At 53.1% G+C, this 16,161-nt stretch carries 18 protein-coding genes; 10 read left to right on the forward strand and 8 right to left on the reverse strand.

Annotated features, from left to right (window positions below; all coding sequences use genetic code 11):
• The first annotated feature begins 187 nt into the window (after positions 1–187).
• Complete coding sequence (locus SOM82_RS17335) at positions 188–1,171, forward strand: diguanylate cyclase domain-containing protein (RefSeq protein WP_320461396.1); 984 nt, start codon at positions 188–190, stop codon at positions 1,169–1,171.
• Positions 1,168–1,884 carry an L-fucose operon activator gene (gene fucR / locus SOM82_RS17340; protein ID WP_320461397.1) on the forward strand — a complete coding sequence of 239 codons (717 nt, stop codon included), beginning with the start codon at positions 1,168–1,170 and terminating at the stop codon, positions 1,882–1,884. Before SOM82_RS17335 ends, fucR begins: the two co-directional genes overlap by 4 nt.
• On the opposite strand, the gene SOM82_RS17345 is transcribed toward fucR, so the two are convergent.
• The 3 genes from SOM82_RS17345 to yghX all read right to left on the reverse strand — a co-directional run bounded on the left by SOM82_RS17345 (position 1,866) and on the right by yghX (position 5,053).
• Positions 1,866–2,153: a DUF2623 family protein gene (locus SOM82_RS17345; RefSeq protein WP_154126272.1), complete on the reverse strand. Its 288-nt coding sequence runs from the start codon at positions 2,151–2,153 to the stop codon at positions 1,866–1,868. The two genes, fucR and SOM82_RS17345, sit on opposite strands and share 19 nt — an antisense overlap.
• 100 nt (positions 2,154–2,253) lie before the next feature.
• Complete coding sequence (locus SOM82_RS17350) at positions 2,254–3,801, reverse strand: methyl-accepting chemotaxis protein (RefSeq protein WP_320461398.1); 1,548 nt, start codon at positions 3,799–3,801, stop codon at positions 2,254–2,256.
• Between the two features lie 364 nt (positions 3,802–4,165).
• Positions 4,166–5,053, reverse strand: coding sequence for a YghX family hydrolase (gene yghX, locus SOM82_RS17355; RefSeq protein WP_320461399.1), 888 nt, complete (start codon positions 5,051–5,053; stop codon positions 4,166–4,168).
• Between the two features lie 186 nt (positions 5,054–5,239).
• Here yghX and SOM82_RS17360 point away from each other — a divergent pair, with 186 nt between their 5' ends.
• Complete coding sequence (locus SOM82_RS17360) at positions 5,240–6,280, forward strand: aldo/keto reductase (protein WP_320461400.1); 1,041 nt, start codon at positions 5,240–5,242, stop codon at positions 6,278–6,280.
• 66 nt (positions 6,281–6,346) lie between these two features.
• Here SOM82_RS17360 and SOM82_RS17365 read toward each other — a convergent pair whose 3' ends face one another.
• A complete protein-coding gene (locus SOM82_RS17365) occupies positions 6,347–6,835 on the reverse strand; it encodes a TIGR00645 family protein (protein WP_154126276.1) in 489 nt (162 codons plus the stop codon).
• 81 nt (positions 6,836–6,916) lie between these two features.
• Positions 6,917–7,420, reverse strand: a complete 504-nt coding sequence (locus tag SOM82_RS17370; protein WP_320461401.1) for an ESA_00282 family adhesion-associated protein — start codon at positions 7,418–7,420, stop codon at positions 6,917–6,919.
• Positions 7,421–7,522: 102 nt separating this feature from the next.
• Between SOM82_RS17370 and SOM82_RS17375 the strand changes: the two genes are divergently transcribed.
• The 3 genes from SOM82_RS17375 to SOM82_RS17385 all read left to right on the forward strand — a co-directional run bounded on the left by SOM82_RS17375 (position 7,523) and on the right by SOM82_RS17385 (position 9,434).
• Positions 7,523–7,927, forward strand: coding sequence for a hypothetical protein (locus SOM82_RS17375; RefSeq protein ID WP_320461402.1), 405 nt, complete (start codon positions 7,523–7,525; stop codon positions 7,925–7,927).
• A complete protein-coding gene (locus tag SOM82_RS17380) occupies positions 7,920–8,375 on the forward strand; it encodes a cytoplasmic protein (RefSeq protein ID WP_154126279.1) in 456 nt (151 codons plus the stop codon). The genes SOM82_RS17375 and SOM82_RS17380 overlap by 8 nt, the downstream gene beginning before the upstream one ends.
• A gap of 162 nt (positions 8,376–8,537) precedes the next feature.
• Positions 8,538–9,434, forward strand: a complete 897-nt coding sequence (locus SOM82_RS17385; protein ID WP_154126280.1) for an SDR family oxidoreductase — start codon at positions 8,538–8,540, stop codon at positions 9,432–9,434.
• A gap of 88 nt (positions 9,435–9,522) precedes the next feature.
• Here the strand turns inward: SOM82_RS17385 and exbD are convergent, their stop codons facing one another.
• Positions 9,523–9,948, reverse strand: coding sequence for a TonB system transport protein ExbD (exbD, locus tag SOM82_RS17390; protein ID WP_320461403.1), 426 nt, complete (start codon positions 9,946–9,948; stop codon positions 9,523–9,525).
• A gap of 6 nt (positions 9,949–9,954) precedes the next feature.
• Positions 9,955–10,686, reverse strand: a complete 732-nt coding sequence (gene exbB / locus SOM82_RS17395; RefSeq protein WP_320461404.1) for a tol-pal system-associated acyl-CoA thioesterase — start codon at positions 10,684–10,686, stop codon at positions 9,955–9,957.
• 250 nt (positions 10,687–10,936) lie between these two features.
• On the opposite strand from exbB, the gene metC reads away from it, so the two are divergent.
• Both metC and yghB read left to right on the forward strand, forming a co-directional pair.
• A complete protein-coding gene (metC, locus tag SOM82_RS17400; protein WP_320461405.1) occupies positions 10,937–12,124 on the forward strand; it encodes a cystathionine beta-lyase in 1,188 nt (395 codons plus the stop codon).
• Positions 12,125–12,265: 141 nt separating this feature from the next.
• A complete protein-coding gene (yghB, locus tag SOM82_RS17405) occupies positions 12,266–12,925 on the forward strand; it encodes a DedA family general envelope maintenance protein YghB (RefSeq protein WP_154126283.1) in 660 nt (219 codons plus the stop codon).
• A 35-nt stretch (positions 12,926–12,960) separates the two neighbouring features.
• On the opposite strand, the gene SOM82_RS17410 is transcribed toward yghB, so the two are convergent.
• On the reverse strand, positions 12,961–13,860 hold the full coding sequence (locus SOM82_RS17410) for an AraC family transcriptional regulator (RefSeq protein WP_320461406.1): 900 nt from the start codon (positions 13,858–13,860) through the stop codon (positions 12,961–12,963).
• A 195-nt stretch (positions 13,861–14,055) separates the two neighbouring features.
• Between SOM82_RS17410 and yqhD the strand changes: the two genes are divergently transcribed.
• Positions 14,056–15,219, forward strand: coding sequence for an alcohol dehydrogenase (yqhD, locus tag SOM82_RS17415; protein WP_320461407.1), 1,164 nt, complete (start codon positions 14,056–14,058; stop codon positions 15,217–15,219).
• A gap of 105 nt (positions 15,220–15,324) precedes the next feature.
• Positions 15,325–16,152, forward strand: a complete 828-nt coding sequence (gene dkgA / locus SOM82_RS17420) for a 2,5-didehydrogluconate reductase DkgA (RefSeq protein ID WP_154126286.1) — start codon at positions 15,325–15,327, stop codon at positions 16,150–16,152.
• The last annotated feature ends 9 nt before the right edge of the window (positions 16,153–16,161 follow it).

Raw genomic sequence — 16,161 nt, forward strand, 5'->3', positions numbered from 1 at the left:
AACACATTCCAAAAGTGGACTTTTAAAAAAAATCATCAGGGTTTAACGTTGATCGCCACGCCACAATCGCTGTCATTTCAATGAAAAGAAAATGACTTAGCGCAAATCACGCTCTTTTTTCAACGGCGTATTTACAAGCAGGGGGGAAAATGGCAAGAATCATTCTTATTTTCCTGCGAAATATCCCATGTCAGAACAGGCGCTGAGACAGCAGATTCAAAATCTGAAAAAGCATAACGCCCGGCTCGCCAGGCTGGCGCGTGACGCCCGCAGTAAACTCAGCGCGGCGCTGGATGGCACGGGCCTGTGTCTTTGGCAGCTGGACGTGCCCAGTGGGAAACTGATTATCTATAACCGCCGTTGGGGGTCGATGCTGGGCTATCAGCCGAAAGAGCTGAATGCGCAGTTTGACGTCTGGCGCGAGCATCTTCATCCAAATGATAAACAGATGGTGCTGGATGCCTTTTACGATCATCTGCACGGTAAAACACCGTTCTATGAAGCTCTGCATCGGATGCAGCATAAAAACGGCACCATCAGTTGGGTGCTGGATCGTGGGCGCGTCAGCGAATGGGATGCACACGGTCATCCGCTGAAGGTCACCGGAACTCACATTGATATGACCAAAGAGAAGCAGTACGAAGAACAACTCGCGCTGCTGGCAAACCACGACCCGCTGACCGGACTCGCCAATCGCCATGCGTTAATCAAACACTATAACGCGTTGAAAGGACAAGGGCCGCTGTGCGTGGCGTTTATCGACCTTGATGATTTCAAAACGGTCAACGATACCTTTGGCCATCGCAGCGGCGATGAACTGCTGATCCAGCTGAGCAAACGGCTGGGTGAAACGTGCCCGCCGGGCTCAATTGTTGGCCGTCTGGGAGGGGATGAGTTTGTGCTGTTGCTGCCTTTTCCGCTCACCAGCTTGTTGGTTCACAGTACCGCTCATAGCTGCCTGCGCGCAGCGCTGACGCCGTTTGAACTGGATAACGGTCAGGCGCAGGTGGGCGCGTCGATTGGTATTGATGAGGTGCAGCCGCAGGATGATTTCGTCAACGCGCTACGCCGCGCCGACCAGTCCATGTATCAGATCAAGCACACCGGAAAGAACGGCGTGGCGATTGGTTCGACGTTATTATCGCTTTCCCGAACCGGAACGGACGCGTGAAAACCAGCCGACAGCAGCGCATTATCCAGATGCTCAGCGACCGCGAATGGTTAACGACCGACACGCTGGCAGAACAGCTCGACGTGAGCAAAGAGACGATCCGCCGCGACCTGAAAGGCCTTCAGCAGCAGGGCAAAATTGTCCGCCATCATGGCCGTGCGCGCATGATTCATCCCGACAACCGCGATGGCGGCGAGCCGTTTGGCGCGCGGCTGAAAAGTCATTACGCCGATAAAGTGGATATCGCGCGACACGCGCTGGACTATCTGACTGAAGGCATGACGATCGCGCTGGATGCCAGTTCCACCTGCTTTCAGCTGGCGCGTCAGCTCCCCGATATCAACCTGACGGTCTTCACCAACAGCCTGCCGGTCTGCCATGAAATGGCAAAGCGCGAGCGCATCACGTTGATCTGCGCGGGAGGAACGCTCGATCGTAAGTACCGCTGTTATGTTAATCCGTCACTGGGGGCGTTACTGAAAGACGTGGAGATCGACCTGTTTATTTTTTCCTGCGAGGGTGTGGACGAAAACGGCGCAATGTGGGACCCCGCCGAACAGAGCGCCACCTTTAAAGCGCAATTGTTAAAGCGCGCCATCCAGTCTTTGCTGTTGATCGACAAGAGTAAATTCCAGCGTTCCAGCGAAGTCAAAATCGGCTCACTTTCTCAGGTCACGCAGATTATCACGGATGCTCACCCCTCCAGGCGATAGCCCGCGAGAAAGTAGCGCAGTATGGTGCTGGACTGATTCTCTTTAAAAAAATCCATCACCATGTCGCGATCTAAACCGTAGCGGCGCGTCAAAATACCGGCCTCCCACGCACTAAGCTGGCGATCGCCGGTTTTTTCAAACATTCGGTGCGAGAACCCCAGCACAAATCCACGTTTATAGTCGGTACAGAAGTGCGCGACGTTTTTGGCGCTATCAGCCTGCGCCGCGCGCATTCCCGCCATCAGCCCTTTGCCAAAATGGTTTTCCATCGTTATGCCCTCATTCGCTATATATAAAATTATATAGCGAAATTTTAAACGATGGCTAGTGCTATTTAGGCCGCACGAGGCGGCCTTATGAAAAGGAAGGTCAGGCGGAGAGGCGGAATTTCTGCACCGATCGCTGCAGTTCCTCGGTTTGACGCTCCAGCGCAGAGGCCGCAGCTGAAACTTGTTCCACCAGCGAGGCGTTCTGCTGAGTCACACCGTCCATCTGGGTAATCGCCACGCCCACCTGAGAGATGCCTTTACTCTGCTCTTCCGATGCCGACGCGATTTGCTTCATGATAGTCGTCACTTCGGTCACGTCGCGCAGGATAGCTTCCATGGTGTTGCCCGTATCGTTGACCAGCTGCGCGCCCTGTTCCACGCGTGAAACGGAGTCGGCGATCAGCCCTTCGATCTCCTTCGCCGCGTTAGCGCTCCGGCTCGCCAGATTGCGCACCTCACCCGCCACCACCGCAAATCCACGCCCCTGTTCCCCGGCGCGGGCGGCTTCTACCGCCGCGTTCAGGGCCAGAATATTGGTCTGGAAAGCGATACTGTTGATCACCGTAGTGATCTCGGCAATTTTCTTCGAACTGTCGGAAATACCGGTCATTGTGGCGACAACGTCCTCGACCAGCGAGCCACCCCGCCCCGCGGTGGTCGAAGCCACATCCGCCAGCTGGCTGGCCTGACGCGCATTCTCAGCATTCAGCTTCACGGTGGCGGTGAGCTGTTCCATGCTCGCGGCCGTCTCCTCCAGCGCAGCGGCCTGCTCTTCGGTACGCGAAGAGAGATCGTTATTGCCGCTGGAGATTTCGGTCGCACCGCGCCAGATATTTTCACTGCCGGAACGGATCGAGCTGACCGCCTCGCGCAGGCTATCCTGCATCGCGCTGAGCAACGGCACCAGCTGACCCACACAGTTACGCCCAAACGAGGCAATCGGCTGGCTGAGATCGCCCTGTGCAATCTGACGGAAATGCTCACGAATGCGATCCAGCGGCTTAACCAGCATCGCGACCAGATAGCGATCGGTGAACAGCAGGATCAGTAAGCCAATAATCGTCGCGCAGATAATGACCGTGCGGGTCGTACTGGTCAGGCTGTCCACCACCACACGGGTGCTGTCGAGGGTGTTACCCGCCGCCGTGTTGAACTTATCCGCTGCAGCGCCAAAAGCGCGGCTGAGTGCCGGAGTGACGTTATTGGCCTGCTGACGATAGCCGTCGATAGTTCCCTGCTGCGCCTGCTGCATTTGCGGTTTAATCCCCTGATCGAGCAACGCCTGCCAGCTGCTGATCACCTCGGCGGACGTTTTCTCATCCATCGGGCCAGGAGAGATCGCTTTCATCTCCTCGAGCTTCTTGCCCATATTATCCAGCGCCTGTTGCGCGGGCGCTAAGTCCGGATTTCCGTCCGCGGCTTTTGCCTCCATCGCGCGGCTGAGACGGGTGACAAAGCGGAAGTATTGATCGTTGCCCTGCCCTAATAACGTCATTTGTTTTACGATCTGGCGATCGATTTCATTGCCATCAGATACCCTGGAAAGTGACCAGGTGCTGTAAAGCCCAACCCCTGCCCACATCAAACAAAAAATACCCAGAATCGTGAGCATCACGAACCGGATAGTAAAATTACGAAGCATATGCATAAGAGTTATCCTTGCCGTTAGTGAGAACTCATCCAGAGGATGAGTCTTACCCTCGTTATCGGCAGAAAATGGCGAAGTTATACTCTTTTGCAGCTATTTTACTAAAAAACCTTATACCCTTACTTTTATCTAAAAAAAGATTACGCAATGATAAAAAGACTCATCTGAATATTTTTCTGTCACAATTCAGTTAGCTGGAAAATTTTAAATCTGTTTAACAATCAATAGACCACAAAATCGCCAGGGGATATATAACAGCACTTTTCGCTACGACATCAATACCCAGATAATTAGCGCGCAAATATAAAAGGCCGGTATTATCCGGCCCTGAGAATATAAAATCTGTCAGTCAATGATCGGTATATCAGCGTAAATACTTCTCAAACCAGCCCAACGTTCTTTTCCACGCCAGCTCTGCCGCTGGCTCGTCGTAGCGCGGCGTCGAATCATTATGGAATCCGTGATTCACACCGGGGTAAATGTACGCCTCATAAACCTTGTTATTCGATTTCAAAGCCGCTTCATAGGCCGGCCAGCCTTCGTTGATGTTCTTATCCAGCTCCGCATAATGCAACAGTAAAGGCGCGTTGATCCGCGGGACATCGGCCGCAGCAGGCTGACGCCCATAAAACGGCACCGCACACGCCAGTTCCGGGTAAGCGACCGCTGCGGCATTGGAGATCCCTCCGCCGTAGCAAAATCCGGTGATCCCCACTTTCCCGGTGGCGTCAGGATGTTTTTTCATAAACTCGACGGCGGCAAAGAAATCGTTCATCAGCTTCGTGGGATCGACCTTCTGCTGAAGCACCTTCCCTTCTTCGTCATTGCCGGGATAGCCGCCCACGGAACTTAAACCGTCAGGAGCCAGGGCAATGTACCCCGCTTTGGCTACGCGCCGGGCGACGTCCTCAATATAGGGATTTAGCCCGCGATTCTCATGCACCACGACCACTGCCGGGACTTTCCCCGTGGTTTTAGCGGGCTTGACCAGATAGCCACGGACTTCGCCATGCCCGTTTGGCGAAGGATAATGAATGTATTCCGGCAGAATATCGGGATCGGTGAATTTCACCTGTTCGGCCAGAGCATAATTCGGTTTGAGCATATTGAATAACGCCAGCGCCGTAACACCGCCAACGGCGTAGCGGGCCGCCAGATTCAGAAACTCACGTTTATTAATTTTGCCGTGGGCGTAATAGTCATAATAATCGAGCAATTCTTGCGGAAAATCTTTGGCTGTCAGGCGCGTCATCGCTTGTCTCCATTAACTGTGATTTATGCCCACAATAATTCGCGTTGCAGAACGACGGCCAGGGCGTGAATCCCGCGACAGGGTGAACTGATGTCGTCTTCGCACCGGTAACTTGAATTATGACGGGTATTTAAGGATAGAATGAAAACGCTGTTTCGAAAATCCATCGATAAGAAAGGAGACATCATGTCCTGGAACGCCTACCCCAGCCGCTATGAAAACATGCAGTATCGTTACTGTGGAAAAAGCGGTCTTCGCCTGCCCGCGCTGTCGCTTGGCCTGTGGCACAGCTTTGGCCACGTTCAGCCTCTGGACAACCAGCGAGCCCTGCTGCGTAAAGCTTTTGATTGCGGAATCACCCATTTCGATCTCGCCAATAATTACGGTCCACCAGCCGGCAGCGCCGAAGAAAACTTTGGCCGTCTGCTGCGGGAAGATTTCTCGGCGTATCGTGATGAGCTGATCATCTCCACCAAAGCCGGTTACGACATGTGGCCAGGCCCTTATGGTTCGGGCGGTTCACGTAAATATTTGCTCGCCAGTCTCGATCAGAGCCTGAAGCGCATGGGTGTGGAGTATGTCGATATTTTCTATTCGCACCGCGTTGATGAAAATACCCCGATGGAAGAGACCGCTTCCGCGCTGGCTCACGCCGTACAGAGCGGCAAAGCGTTATACGTGGGGATTTCATCCTACTCTGCGGAGCGTACGCAGAAGATGGCCGAACTGCTGCGCGAATGGAAAATCCCACTCCTTATTCATCAGCCATCTTATAACCTGTTGAACCGCTGGGTGGATAAGAGTGGACTGCTGGACACGCTGGAGGCTAACGGCACGGGCTGTATCGCCTTTACACCGCTGGCGCAGGGCTTGCTGACAGGAAAATATCTGAACGGTATTCCTGAAGGTTCGCGGATGCAGCGTGAAGGGAAAAAGGCGCGCGGACTGACGGAAAAGATGTTGACCGAGGCTAACCTGAAAAGCCTGAATTTGCTCAACGACATGGCCCAGCAGCGTGGTCAGACCATGGCGCAAATGGCCCTGAGCTGGCTGCTGAAAGATGAGCGCGTGACATCGGTACTGATTGGCGCCAGCCGCCCTGAGCAACTCGAAGAGAATGTACAGGCGCTGAACAATCTTCGCTTTAGCGATGACGAACTGCAACGGATTGATCAATATGTTGCGGATGGAGAGTTGAACCTGTGGCAGGCGTCGTCGGATAAATGATTCAGGGGGGCGGGCCGATGCCCGCACCCCAGCCCTCTCCCTGCGGGAGAAAGCCGAATCCGGAGCTTACTTCTTACTGATCTTATCCAGATATCCCATCACAAAGGCCGAGAGCACAAAGGTCAGATGAATAATGACATACCACATCAGCTTGTTATCGGGGATATTTTTGGCGTCCATGAATACGCGCAGTAAATGGATCGAGGAGATCGCAACAATTGATGCCGCCACTTTGTTTTTCAGCGACGTGGCATCCATCTTGCCCAGCCAGCTCAGCTTCTCTTTGTGTTCGGCGATATCCAGCTGCGACACAAAGTTCTCATAGCCCGAAAACATCACCATCACCAATAACCCACCCACCAGCGTCATATCCACCAGCGACAGCAGCACCAGAATCAGATCGGATTCCGCTACCGAGAAAATATTGGGCAAAACGTGGAAGATCTCCTGGAAGAACTTGATCGTCAGCGCGATCAACGCCAGAGAGAGTCCAAAGTAGACGGGTGCCAGCAACCAGCGCGAGGCATACATTGCGTTTTCAAAAAAGCGTTCCATAGAGTCCTGTCAGCAAACGAAACCAGATCGCAGTATATCGCAACGAGGTTAACTGTTTGCAACAACTAACCTACAAAGCCCCTACACATCAGCGGGGTTAACTACCGGACGCTGGTACTCCGGCCAGACCAGCACCACCAGATCCGGGTACGCTTCCAGGCTGAATTCCCGGAAACACTGGCGAAGGTTCATCACATCGAGATCCGAGTGCGACACCTTTTCGCCGTTCAGGCAGCGCTTTTTGATATTGTCATAATATTTATAAACGGCCGAATTCAGGTCGCTACAGCGACGCTGGGCATCGAAAAGGCCCGGCGTATCGTTTATTTCTGTCATCTTCATCCGCTTAATTGTGGCATGAAGAAAATCGATATATTCATGATTGACACGCCAGTACCATACCGGCGTTATCGCATTCATGAGCACCGAGAAATGATCCTCTCCCTCTTCTTTAGTCATAAGAATCGGTGGCGATGACTCGCTAATTTGCTGTAAGTCTTTTGATTTATTGAGCTCTCGCATCAATAAAAGAACACCAGCGGTCAGCAATAGTAATGTAATGACAGAATAAAAAACGCTGTTCATGGGTTTGCTCCATTTTTTTTGATTTTAAATTTGCCTCATGTTATTGTCAACGAATCTCACGCCTTGTTTAACCCTACCGAGTTGAAATTAAAGGAAATTAAAATGCTGCCCGAGAATCTTGTCCCGGTCAGGTACCACATTACATCTGTGGTCCCGAAACCGTCGGAAGCAGAAAACAATGCTAATTTCACTCAGGGAAAAAGAAAACTTTCCGATTTCGAATCAGACATATTAATTGGTGTTACCCGTACCGGTAAGTCGCGTAATATGCTGCTGGAAGAGCACGACCGTCATATAAAAGACCGGCTATACCGCGTGGTAAAGATTGAAGCCTTTGCCCACCTGCTTAACGACCTGCAGGCTGAAGGCGAAATAGACGCCCAAACCCTTAATCAAATAATGGCCGAAAAGACCGAAGAAATAAACGAAGCGGGCAACGAAATTTGGCTTAATCTTATTACGCGTGAAAAAAACAACCCTATCTTTTATAAACTAGAGGATGATTAACGTGAAAAAAGATGTTGAAGACAATAACGTTTATTTGACTTTAGACAACCATAAAAGTGATGAGTTTATCTTAAAGCAAAATCTCGACGCCCTGATTAAGCATAAGAACGACGAGATGACGCGCATTGCGCAAGATATGGTATCGATCCCAGCGGCGCTGGTGCGCCTGAAATGGCAAAACCGCCGTGAAATATATTCTCTGCAGGTTAAAGAAGAGATTTATGGCGCAATGATCAATGCCGTGATGGAATTAAAACCCGAGCTCAAAGATAAAATCATGGCGCGACTGGAGAGCAATTATCAACACCTGCTTTCGCGGGAGACTGCCACATTACGCCTGACGCGTAAACTGGCTGATGGCGGCTACCACACGTCCAATGTCACCAGCGTCGCCCTGGATGAAGATGCGCTCGCAGCAAAAACAGATACCTCCTCCAGCAAGCCCTGATCGCACCGAACACCCGCCGCAACACCCGCCAGCCAAAAGCTTTTCGACCGCCCTGAAGCGCACCCCAGGCAGGACGCCACGTCAGATTCCCCTGAATCGTTCCGACAACGCTGTGCAATATCCTATGCTTATCAACTTGGATCACACGCACGGAGACGACTTATGTCAAATGACCAGACGAAAATCCAGGACCCTACCACTCAGTACTTTACCGGCGACTACCCGAAGCAAAAACAGCCCGCACCCGGCGTGCAGTCGAAGATGACGCCAGTGCCTGATTGCGGCGAGAAGAGCTATAAAGGCAGTGGCAGGCTTCAGGATCGTAAGGCGCTGGTGACGGGCGGGGACTCCGGTATCGGACGCGCAGCCGCTATTGCCTACGCTCGTGAAGGCGCCGACGTGGCGATTAACTACCTGCCGGCAGAAGAGGAAGATGCCCTACAGGTCAAACAGCTGATTGAAGAAGCGGGCCGCAAAGCGGTGCTGATTCCGGGTGATTTGAGCGATGAAGCGTTTGCCCGCTCGCTGGTGCATACGGCACACAAAGCGCTGGGCGGATTAGATACGCTGGCGCTGGTCGCGGGGAAACAGGTCGCCGTCGAGAAGATTGCCGATCTGACCACCGAGCAGTTTAAACAGACTTACGCGGTGAACGTACTGGCGCTTTTCTGGATAACCCAGGAGGCAATCCCGCTCCTGCCGGCCGGTTCCAGCATCGTGACCACATCCTCAATTCAGGCTTACCAGCCAAGCCCGCATCTGCTGGATTATGCCTCTACCAAGGCGGCAATACTGAACTACAGCCGCGGACTGGCAAAACAGGTGGCCGAGAAAGGTATCCGCGTGAACGTAGTTGCCCCTGGCCCGATCTGGACGGCACTGCAAATTTCAGGCGGTCAGACTCAGGATAAGATTCCGCAATTTGGTCAGAAGACGCCGATGAAACGCGCGGGGCAGCCTGCAGAACTGGCGGGGGTATATGTCTATCTGGCCAGCCAGGAGTCGAGTTATGTGACGGCAGAAGTGCATGGTGTCTGCGGCGGGGAACATCTGGGATAAACGCCTCTGTGTGCTGAAGCCTTCACCCTGCCCTCTCCCGTGTGAGAGGGCGAAAACAAAAACGGCAACTTGCGTTGCCGTTTAACGTTTATTTGGCTGCGGTTTTTTCTTCGCCGACCAAACCAATCTTGAGATAACCCGCCTGATGCAGCGTGTCCATCACTCTCATCATGGTTTCGTAATCGACGGTTTTATCCGCGCGGAAGAACACCGTGGTGTCTTTCTTACCCTGAGTCAGCGCTTCCAGTGCCGGAATCACAGACTCATCGGTCACCGGGTCATTGCCCAGGAACATTGATTTATCCGCTTTAACAGACAGATAGATCGGTTTTTCCGGTCGCGGCTGCGGCTGGCTGGAAGACGCGGGCAGATTCACCTTCACGTCAACCGTCGCCAGCGGCGCGGCAACCATGAAGATAATCAGCAGAACTAACATGACGTCGATAAACGGCGTCACGTTGATTTCATGCATTTCGCCGTTATCGTCCAGATTTTCATTGAGACGCATTGCCATAACTTATCAACCTACACGCAATTTCGAAGCAGAATGGACCGGCTTAACGGAGCTGGCGCTGAGGTCGAGATCGCGGCTTTGCAGCAGCAGAACCTGCGCGGCAACATCACCCAGCGTGGCTTTGAAGCTGCCAATCATACGGGCGAAGATGTTATAGATAACAACCGCAGGAATCGCGGCAACCAGGCCGATAGCCGTTGCCAGCAGAGCTTCTGCGATACCCGGTGCCACTACAGCGAGGTTAGTGGTTTGCGTCTGGGCAATACCAATGAAGCTGTTCATGATGCCCCAAACGGTGCCAAACAGACCCACAAACGGAGAGATCGCACCGATGGTCGCCAGATAGCCATTTCCGCGGCCCATGTGGCGGCCAACAGCGGCAACGCGACGTTCCAGGCGGAAGCCGGTACGCTCTTTAATACCTTCGTTATCTTCACTGCCTGCGGAGAGTTCCAGCTCGTTCTGAGCTTCATTGACTAATTGGGTGGTGAGGCTTTTGGCATGAAATGCGGACGTGATGTCAGAAGCCTGATCCAGAGAGCGGGCTTCAGCCAGCTGCTGCTGTTCGCGCTTGAGGCGGCGCTTTTGGGAAATCAGCTCAACGCTCTTGCTGAAGAAAATAGCCCAGGTGATCACTGACGCCAGAATCAGGCCGATCATCACAATCTTAACCACGATGTCAGCATGTTGGTACATGCCCCAAACGGAGAGATCCGTCTGCATCAAATTATTACCCACTCTGTATCTCCAGGACGCAAATCACAAATTCTGAGCATAATAATATCAAAACCACATCGAATTGATAGTGGTTCTCATTAGTATTTACATAGTGCCGAAATTTACGCTCATTTTCCTTGCGCTTACGCATTAAAAATTTCTTATGCTTATTTTTCAGAAAATATTCTGCTTATTCGCTAAGCATCCGGATGCAGATTTCCGCAATCGTGGTAGTCTGGACGTCCAGACGTATAAAACAGGTTTAGCGAACATGACAGAGAAGCATCTTGATACCACGCTTGTCCAGGCCGGACGCAGTAAAAAGTACACTCAGGGTTCGGTAAATAGCGTTATCCAGCGCGCCTCTTCGCTGGTTTTTGATACGGTCGAGGCCAAAAAACACGCCACCCGTAACCGCGCAAAAGGCGAGCTGTTTTATGGCCGCCGCGGCACGCTGACCCATTTTTCATTACAGGAAGCCATGTGCGAACTGGAGGGCGGCGCGGGCTGCGCGTTGTTCCCGTGCGGCGCAGCGGCGGTGGCAAATACCATTCTGGCCTTTGTCGAACAGGGCGATCATATCCTGATGACCAATACGGCCTACGAACCCAGCCAGGATTTCTGTACCAAAATCCTCACTAAACTTGGCGTCACCACCGGCTGGTTCGATCCGCTGATTGGCGAGGGCATCGCTGAACTTATTCAGCCGAATACGCGCATTGTGTTCCTGGAATCACCGGGTTCGATCACCATGGAAGTGCATGACGTTCCGGCGATTGTGCGTGCTGTACGTCGCGCCGCCCCCGATGCCATCATTATGATCGATAACACCTGGGCTGCGGGTGTGCTGTTTAAAGCGCTCGATTTCGATATTGATATCTCCATTCAGGCCGCAACGAAATATCTTATTGGTCACTCCGACGGGATGATTGGCACGGCGGTTTCCAATGCCCGCTGCTGGGACCAACTGCGCGAAAATGCCTATCTGATGGGACAAATGGTCGATGCCGATACGGCGTATATGACCAGCCGTGGGCTGCGTACGCTGGGCGTGCGTCTGCGTCAACATCACGAAAGCAGCCTGCAAATCGCCGAGTGGCTGGCGCAGCATCCCCAGGTTGCTCGTGTCAATCATCCCGCGCTGCCGGGCAGTAAAGGGCATGAGTTCTGGAAACGTGACTTTACGGGCAGCTGCGGTTTGTTCTCATTTGTGCTTAAAAAAAGGCTGAACAATGACGAACTGGCGAGCTACCTGGATAACTTCTCACTCTTCAGCATGGCTTACTCCTGGGGCGGCTTCGAATCGCTGATTCTGCCTAATCAACCGGAGCAGATCGCCAGCCTGCGCCCGGGCGGGGAAGTGGATTTCACCGGCACGCTGATTCGTCTTCACATTGGTTTAGAAAATGTTGACGATCTGATGGCGGATTTATCGGCAGGATTTGAACGTATCGTGTAGAGTGCGAACAGAAATGTACTCCTGGACCGTTTTGTAGACGCTTACAGTACAAATGTCTGCATTTGTTGGGTCCACGATCAACCCCCGCGGGCGAAATCAGGAGTACAATAGCCGCATATAAGTTGTTCCACAGGAAAGTCCATGGCTGTCATTCAAGATATTATCGCTGCGCTCTGGCAACACGATTTTGCAGCGCTGATGGATCCACACGTCGTTGGTGTCGTTTATTTCGTCATGTTCGCCACATTATTTCTCGAAAACGGTCTGCTGCCCGCCTCGTTTCTGCCGGGGGATAGTCTGCTGCTTCTGGCGGGTGCGTTAATTGGTAAAGGCGTTATGGACTTCGCCCTGACGATTGTGATCTTAACCTCTGCTGCGAGCCTGGGCTGTTGGCTAAGCTATTTGCAGGGGCGCTGGCTCGGCAACACGCGCGTAGTCAAAGGCTGGCTGGCACAATTGCCCACCAAGTATCACAACAGGGCAACCTGCATGTTCGATCGTCATGGTCTGCTGGCGCTGCTGGCCGGGCGTTTTCTGGCCTTTATTCGCACCTTGTTGCCGACAATGGCAGGGATTTCGGGCCTGTCTAACCGTCGTTTCCAGTTCTTTAACTGGCTAAGCGCGCTGCTGTGGGTGGGCGTGGTGACGTCACTGGGCTACGCCATCAGCATGATTCCTTTTGTGAAACGCCACGAAGATCAGGTCATGACATTCCTGATGATTCTGCCGATGTTCCTGCTGGTTGCGGGTCTGGTTGGCACGCTGGTTGTGGTGATCAAGAAAAAGTACTGTAACGCCTGATGTTTTTTCTCCTCTCCCGACCGGGAGAGGATGACTCAAATCCCCTGCATCATACGGATCCGCGCCGCATCTTCACCCGGCGTCACGCCAAAATAGCGTTTAAACTCACGACTGAATTGCGAAGCGCTTTCGTAGCCCACGCGCATCGCCGCGGCGCTGGCTTTCATCCCGTCGTGAATCATCAGCATTCGCGCCTTATGCAGACGATAGCTTTTGAGATACTGCAGCGGCGACGTGCTGGTGACGGATTTAAAGTTATGATGGAACGCCGACACGCTCATATTCGCTTCAGACGCCAGTTCATCGACGCTCAGGTTTTCCGTGTACTGGCTCTCAATACGCTTTAATACACGGCTGATCAGGCTGAAATGAGTCTGACGACTGACCAGCGCCAGCAGCGCTCCGCCGCCCGGCCCCAGCAGCACGTGATAGAGAATTTCGCGGATAATCTGCTTACCCAGGATACGCGCGTCGAGCGGCCTGTCCATCACGTCCAGCAAACGTTCAATGGCGCACAGGATCTCGTCAGAAAGCGTGGCGGAGTTGATGCCGCTTGCCGCGATCGCGGGCCGGAAAAGCTCATCTTCGCCGATATCCATCAGCAACTCCTGAAGCTGCAAAATATCCACGTTGAGGCGAATGCCTGCCAGCGGAACGGCCTCAGTCGCATAGGTTTCACATTCAAAGGGTAAAGGTACTGTGAGGAGTAAATATTCGTTGGTGTCGTAGCGGAACACGCGTTCATTGATATAACCAATTTTATGGCCGGAAAAGAGAAATACGATGCCGGGTTGATACATCACCGGTGTACGAGTACCGGGCTGAGTACCATACAGCAGGCGAATGTCTGGCAACCATTCACTGATGCTATTTTCTTTATCTTTCAGTCTGTTAATTTGCCCCGTCAATTGCAGGCAAATCTCATCGCGGTTCATTCAGGTTTACTCCCGATACGGTTTCCATTGTTGCCAGTTTGCGCACCTTTTCGCATTTTCTCCAGCCCTCTGTAGAAATGGGCAAGACAACGGCAGGAATGTGCATTGAGAGACGTGCGCTCGATGGCCACAATGGGCACCATCAGGCAGCCATCGACGCCGCCACGTTTTTCACCCACATAAAGGGAACGAGCAATGAATAACTTTAATCTGCATACCCCAACCCGCATTCTGTTTGGTAAAGACGCCATCGCCGATCTGCGCGACCAGATCCCAGCCGGGGCGCGCGTACTGATCACTTACGGCGGCGGCAGCGTCAAAAAAACCGGCGTGCTGGACCAGGTTTACAGCGCACTGGACGGCGTAGACGTACGTGAGTTCGGCGGCATCGAGCCAAACCCGTCTTACGAAACACTGATGAACGCGGTCAAAATCGCCCGTGAAGAGAAGATCACCTTCCTGCTGGCGGTCGGCGGCGGTTCGGTTCTGGATGGCACCAAGTTTATCGCCGCAGCGGCGCATTACGCCGACGGCGTGGATCCGTGGGAAATCCTGCAAACCGGCGGCAGCAAAATCACCAGCGCCATTCCGATGGGTTCCGTACTGACCCTGCCAGCGACCGGTTCAGAATCCAACAAAGGCGCGGTGATCTCCCGTAAAACCACGGGTGACAAACAGGCCTTTATGAACGAACACGTACAACCGGTCTTCGCCGTTCTGGATCCGGTTTACACCTACACGCTGCCGCCACGTCAGGTCGCGAACGGCGTTGTTGACGCCTTTGTTCACACCGTTGAGCAGTACGTCACTTATCCGGTAAACGGTAAAATTCAGGATCGTTTCGCAGAAGGTATCCTGCTGACGCTGGTAGAAGATGGCCCGAAAGCGCTGAAAGAGCCAGAAAACTACGATGTACGTGCCAATGTGATGTGGGCCGCCACTCAGGCGCTGAACGGTCTGATTGGCGCGGGCATCCCGCAGGACTGGGCGACGCATATGCTGGGCCATGAGCTGACCGCGATGCACGGCCTGGATCATGCCCAGACGCTGGCGGTCGTTCTGCCTGCGCTGTGGAATGAAAAACGCGACACCAAACGCGCCAAACTACTGCAGTATGCCGAGCGCGTGTGGAACATCACGTCCGGTTCTGAAGATGAGCGTATTGATGCCGCTATCGAAGCCACCCGTCACTTCTTTGAGCAGATGGGTGTCCCGACTCGCCTCTCCGGTTACGGCCTCGACGGCAGCTCTATTCCTGCCCTGCTGGCTAAGCTGGAAGAGCATGGAATGACTCAACTGGGTGAACACAAAGACATTACCCTGGACGTCAGCCGTCGTATTTACGAAGCAGCGCGCTAAGCGTTTTTGTTATCTCGCCTTTCGTTTTTTGACATTTCGTCCAGACTTAATGCACACCACATTACCGGGGGTCCCCCTCGGTAATGAGCAAATGGAGGAGGAAAAATGGCAAACCAAACCGTAATCAAGCTTCAGGACGGCAACGTGATGCCCCAGTTGGGGTTAGGCGTATGGAAAGCCGGTAACGACGAGGTCGTGTCCGCCATTCACAAAGCACTGGAAGTCGGCTATCGGTCTATCGATACCGCCGCCGCATACAAAAATGAAGACGGCGTGGGTAACGCGCTGGCCAGCGCGAATATCCCGCGTGATGAGTTGTTCATCACCACCAAACTGTGGAATGACGACCAGAAACGCCCACGGGAAGCCCTGCTGGAAAGCCTGGAAAAACTCCAGCTCGACTTTGTCGATCTCTATCTGATGCACTGGCCGGTTCCGGCAATCGATCATTACGTTGAGGCCTGGGAGGGTCTGATCGATCTGCAAAAAGAGGGGCTGGTGAAGAGTATCGGCGTCTGTAATTTCCAGATTCATCATCTGCAACGTCTGATTGATGAAACTGGCGTCGCACCGGTCATCAACCAGATTGAGTTACACCCGCTGATGCAGCAGCGTCAGCTTCACGCCTGGAATGCCACGCACAAAATTCAGACCGAATCCTGGAGCCCGCTGGCCCAGGGCGGCGAAGGGGTTTTCGATCAGAAAATCATTCGTGAGCTGGCAGAGAAGTACGGCAAAACGGCCGCGCAGATTGTCATTCGCTGGCATCTGGACAGCGGTCTGGTGGTGATCCCGAAATCGGTCACTCCGTCGCGAATTTCCGAGAACTTCGACGTCTGGGATTTCCGCCTGGATAAAGAGGAACTGAGTGAGATAGCCAAACTGGATCAGGGCAAACGTTTAGGCCCCGATCCGGATCAGTTTGGGGGGTAAGCCCCCTCG

It is taken from the genome of Lelliottia sp. CFBP8978, assembly GCF_034046055.2.
In the GTDB taxonomy this organism is placed as follows: Bacteria; Pseudomonadota; Gammaproteobacteria; order Enterobacterales; family Enterobacteriaceae; genus Enterobacter.

What these genes read in the sequence shown, in the direction of transcription:
- SOM82_RS17335 (WP_320461396.1), top strand. Translation starts at nt 188, where the DNA reads ATGTCAGAACAGGCGCTGAGACAGCAGATTCAAAATCTGAAAAAGCAT.
- SOM82_RS17345 (WP_154126272.1), bottom strand. Translation starts at nt 2,153, where the DNA reads ATGGAAAACCATTTTGGCAAAGGGCTGATGGCGGGAATGCGCGCGGCG.
- SOM82_RS17350 (WP_320461398.1), bottom strand. Translation starts at nt 3,801, where the DNA reads ATGCATATGCTTCGTAATTTTACTATCCGGTTCGTGATGCTCACGATT.
- yghX (WP_320461399.1), bottom strand. Translation starts at nt 5,053, where the DNA reads ATGACGCGCCTGACAGCCAAAGATTTTCCGCAAGAATTGCTCGATTAT.
- SOM82_RS17360 (WP_320461400.1), top strand. Translation starts at nt 5,240, where the DNA reads ATGTCCTGGAACGCCTACCCCAGCCGCTATGAAAACATGCAGTATCGT.
- SOM82_RS17365 (WP_154126276.1), bottom strand. Translation starts at nt 6,835, where the DNA reads ATGGAACGCTTTTTTGAAAACGCAATGTATGCCTCGCGCTGGTTGCTG.
- SOM82_RS17370 (WP_320461401.1), bottom strand. Translation starts at nt 7,420, where the DNA reads ATGAACAGCGTTTTTTATTCTGTCATTACATTACTATTGCTGACCGCT.
- SOM82_RS17375 (WP_320461402.1), top strand. Translation starts at nt 7,523, where the DNA reads ATGCTGCCCGAGAATCTTGTCCCGGTCAGGTACCACATTACATCTGTG.
- SOM82_RS17380 (WP_154126279.1), top strand. Translation starts at nt 7,920, where the DNA reads ATGATTAACGTGAAAAAAGATGTTGAAGACAATAACGTTTATTTGACT.
- SOM82_RS17385 (WP_154126280.1), top strand. Translation starts at nt 8,538, where the DNA reads ATGTCAAATGACCAGACGAAAATCCAGGACCCTACCACTCAGTACTTT.
- exbD (WP_320461403.1), bottom strand. Translation starts at nt 9,948, where the DNA reads ATGGCAATGCGTCTCAATGAAAATCTGGACGATAACGGCGAAATGCAT.
- metC (WP_320461405.1), top strand. Translation starts at nt 10,937, where the DNA reads ATGACAGAGAAGCATCTTGATACCACGCTTGTCCAGGCCGGACGCAGT.
- yghB (WP_154126283.1), top strand. Translation starts at nt 12,266, where the DNA reads ATGGCTGTCATTCAAGATATTATCGCTGCGCTCTGGCAACACGATTTT.
- SOM82_RS17410 (WP_320461406.1), bottom strand. Translation starts at nt 13,860, where the DNA reads ATGAACCGCGATGAGATTTGCCTGCAATTGACGGGGCAAATTAACAGA.
- yqhD (WP_320461407.1), top strand. Translation starts at nt 14,056, where the DNA reads ATGAATAACTTTAATCTGCATACCCCAACCCGCATTCTGTTTGGTAAA.
- dkgA (WP_154126286.1), top strand. Translation starts at nt 15,325, where the DNA reads ATGGCAAACCAAACCGTAATCAAGCTTCAGGACGGCAACGTGATGCCC.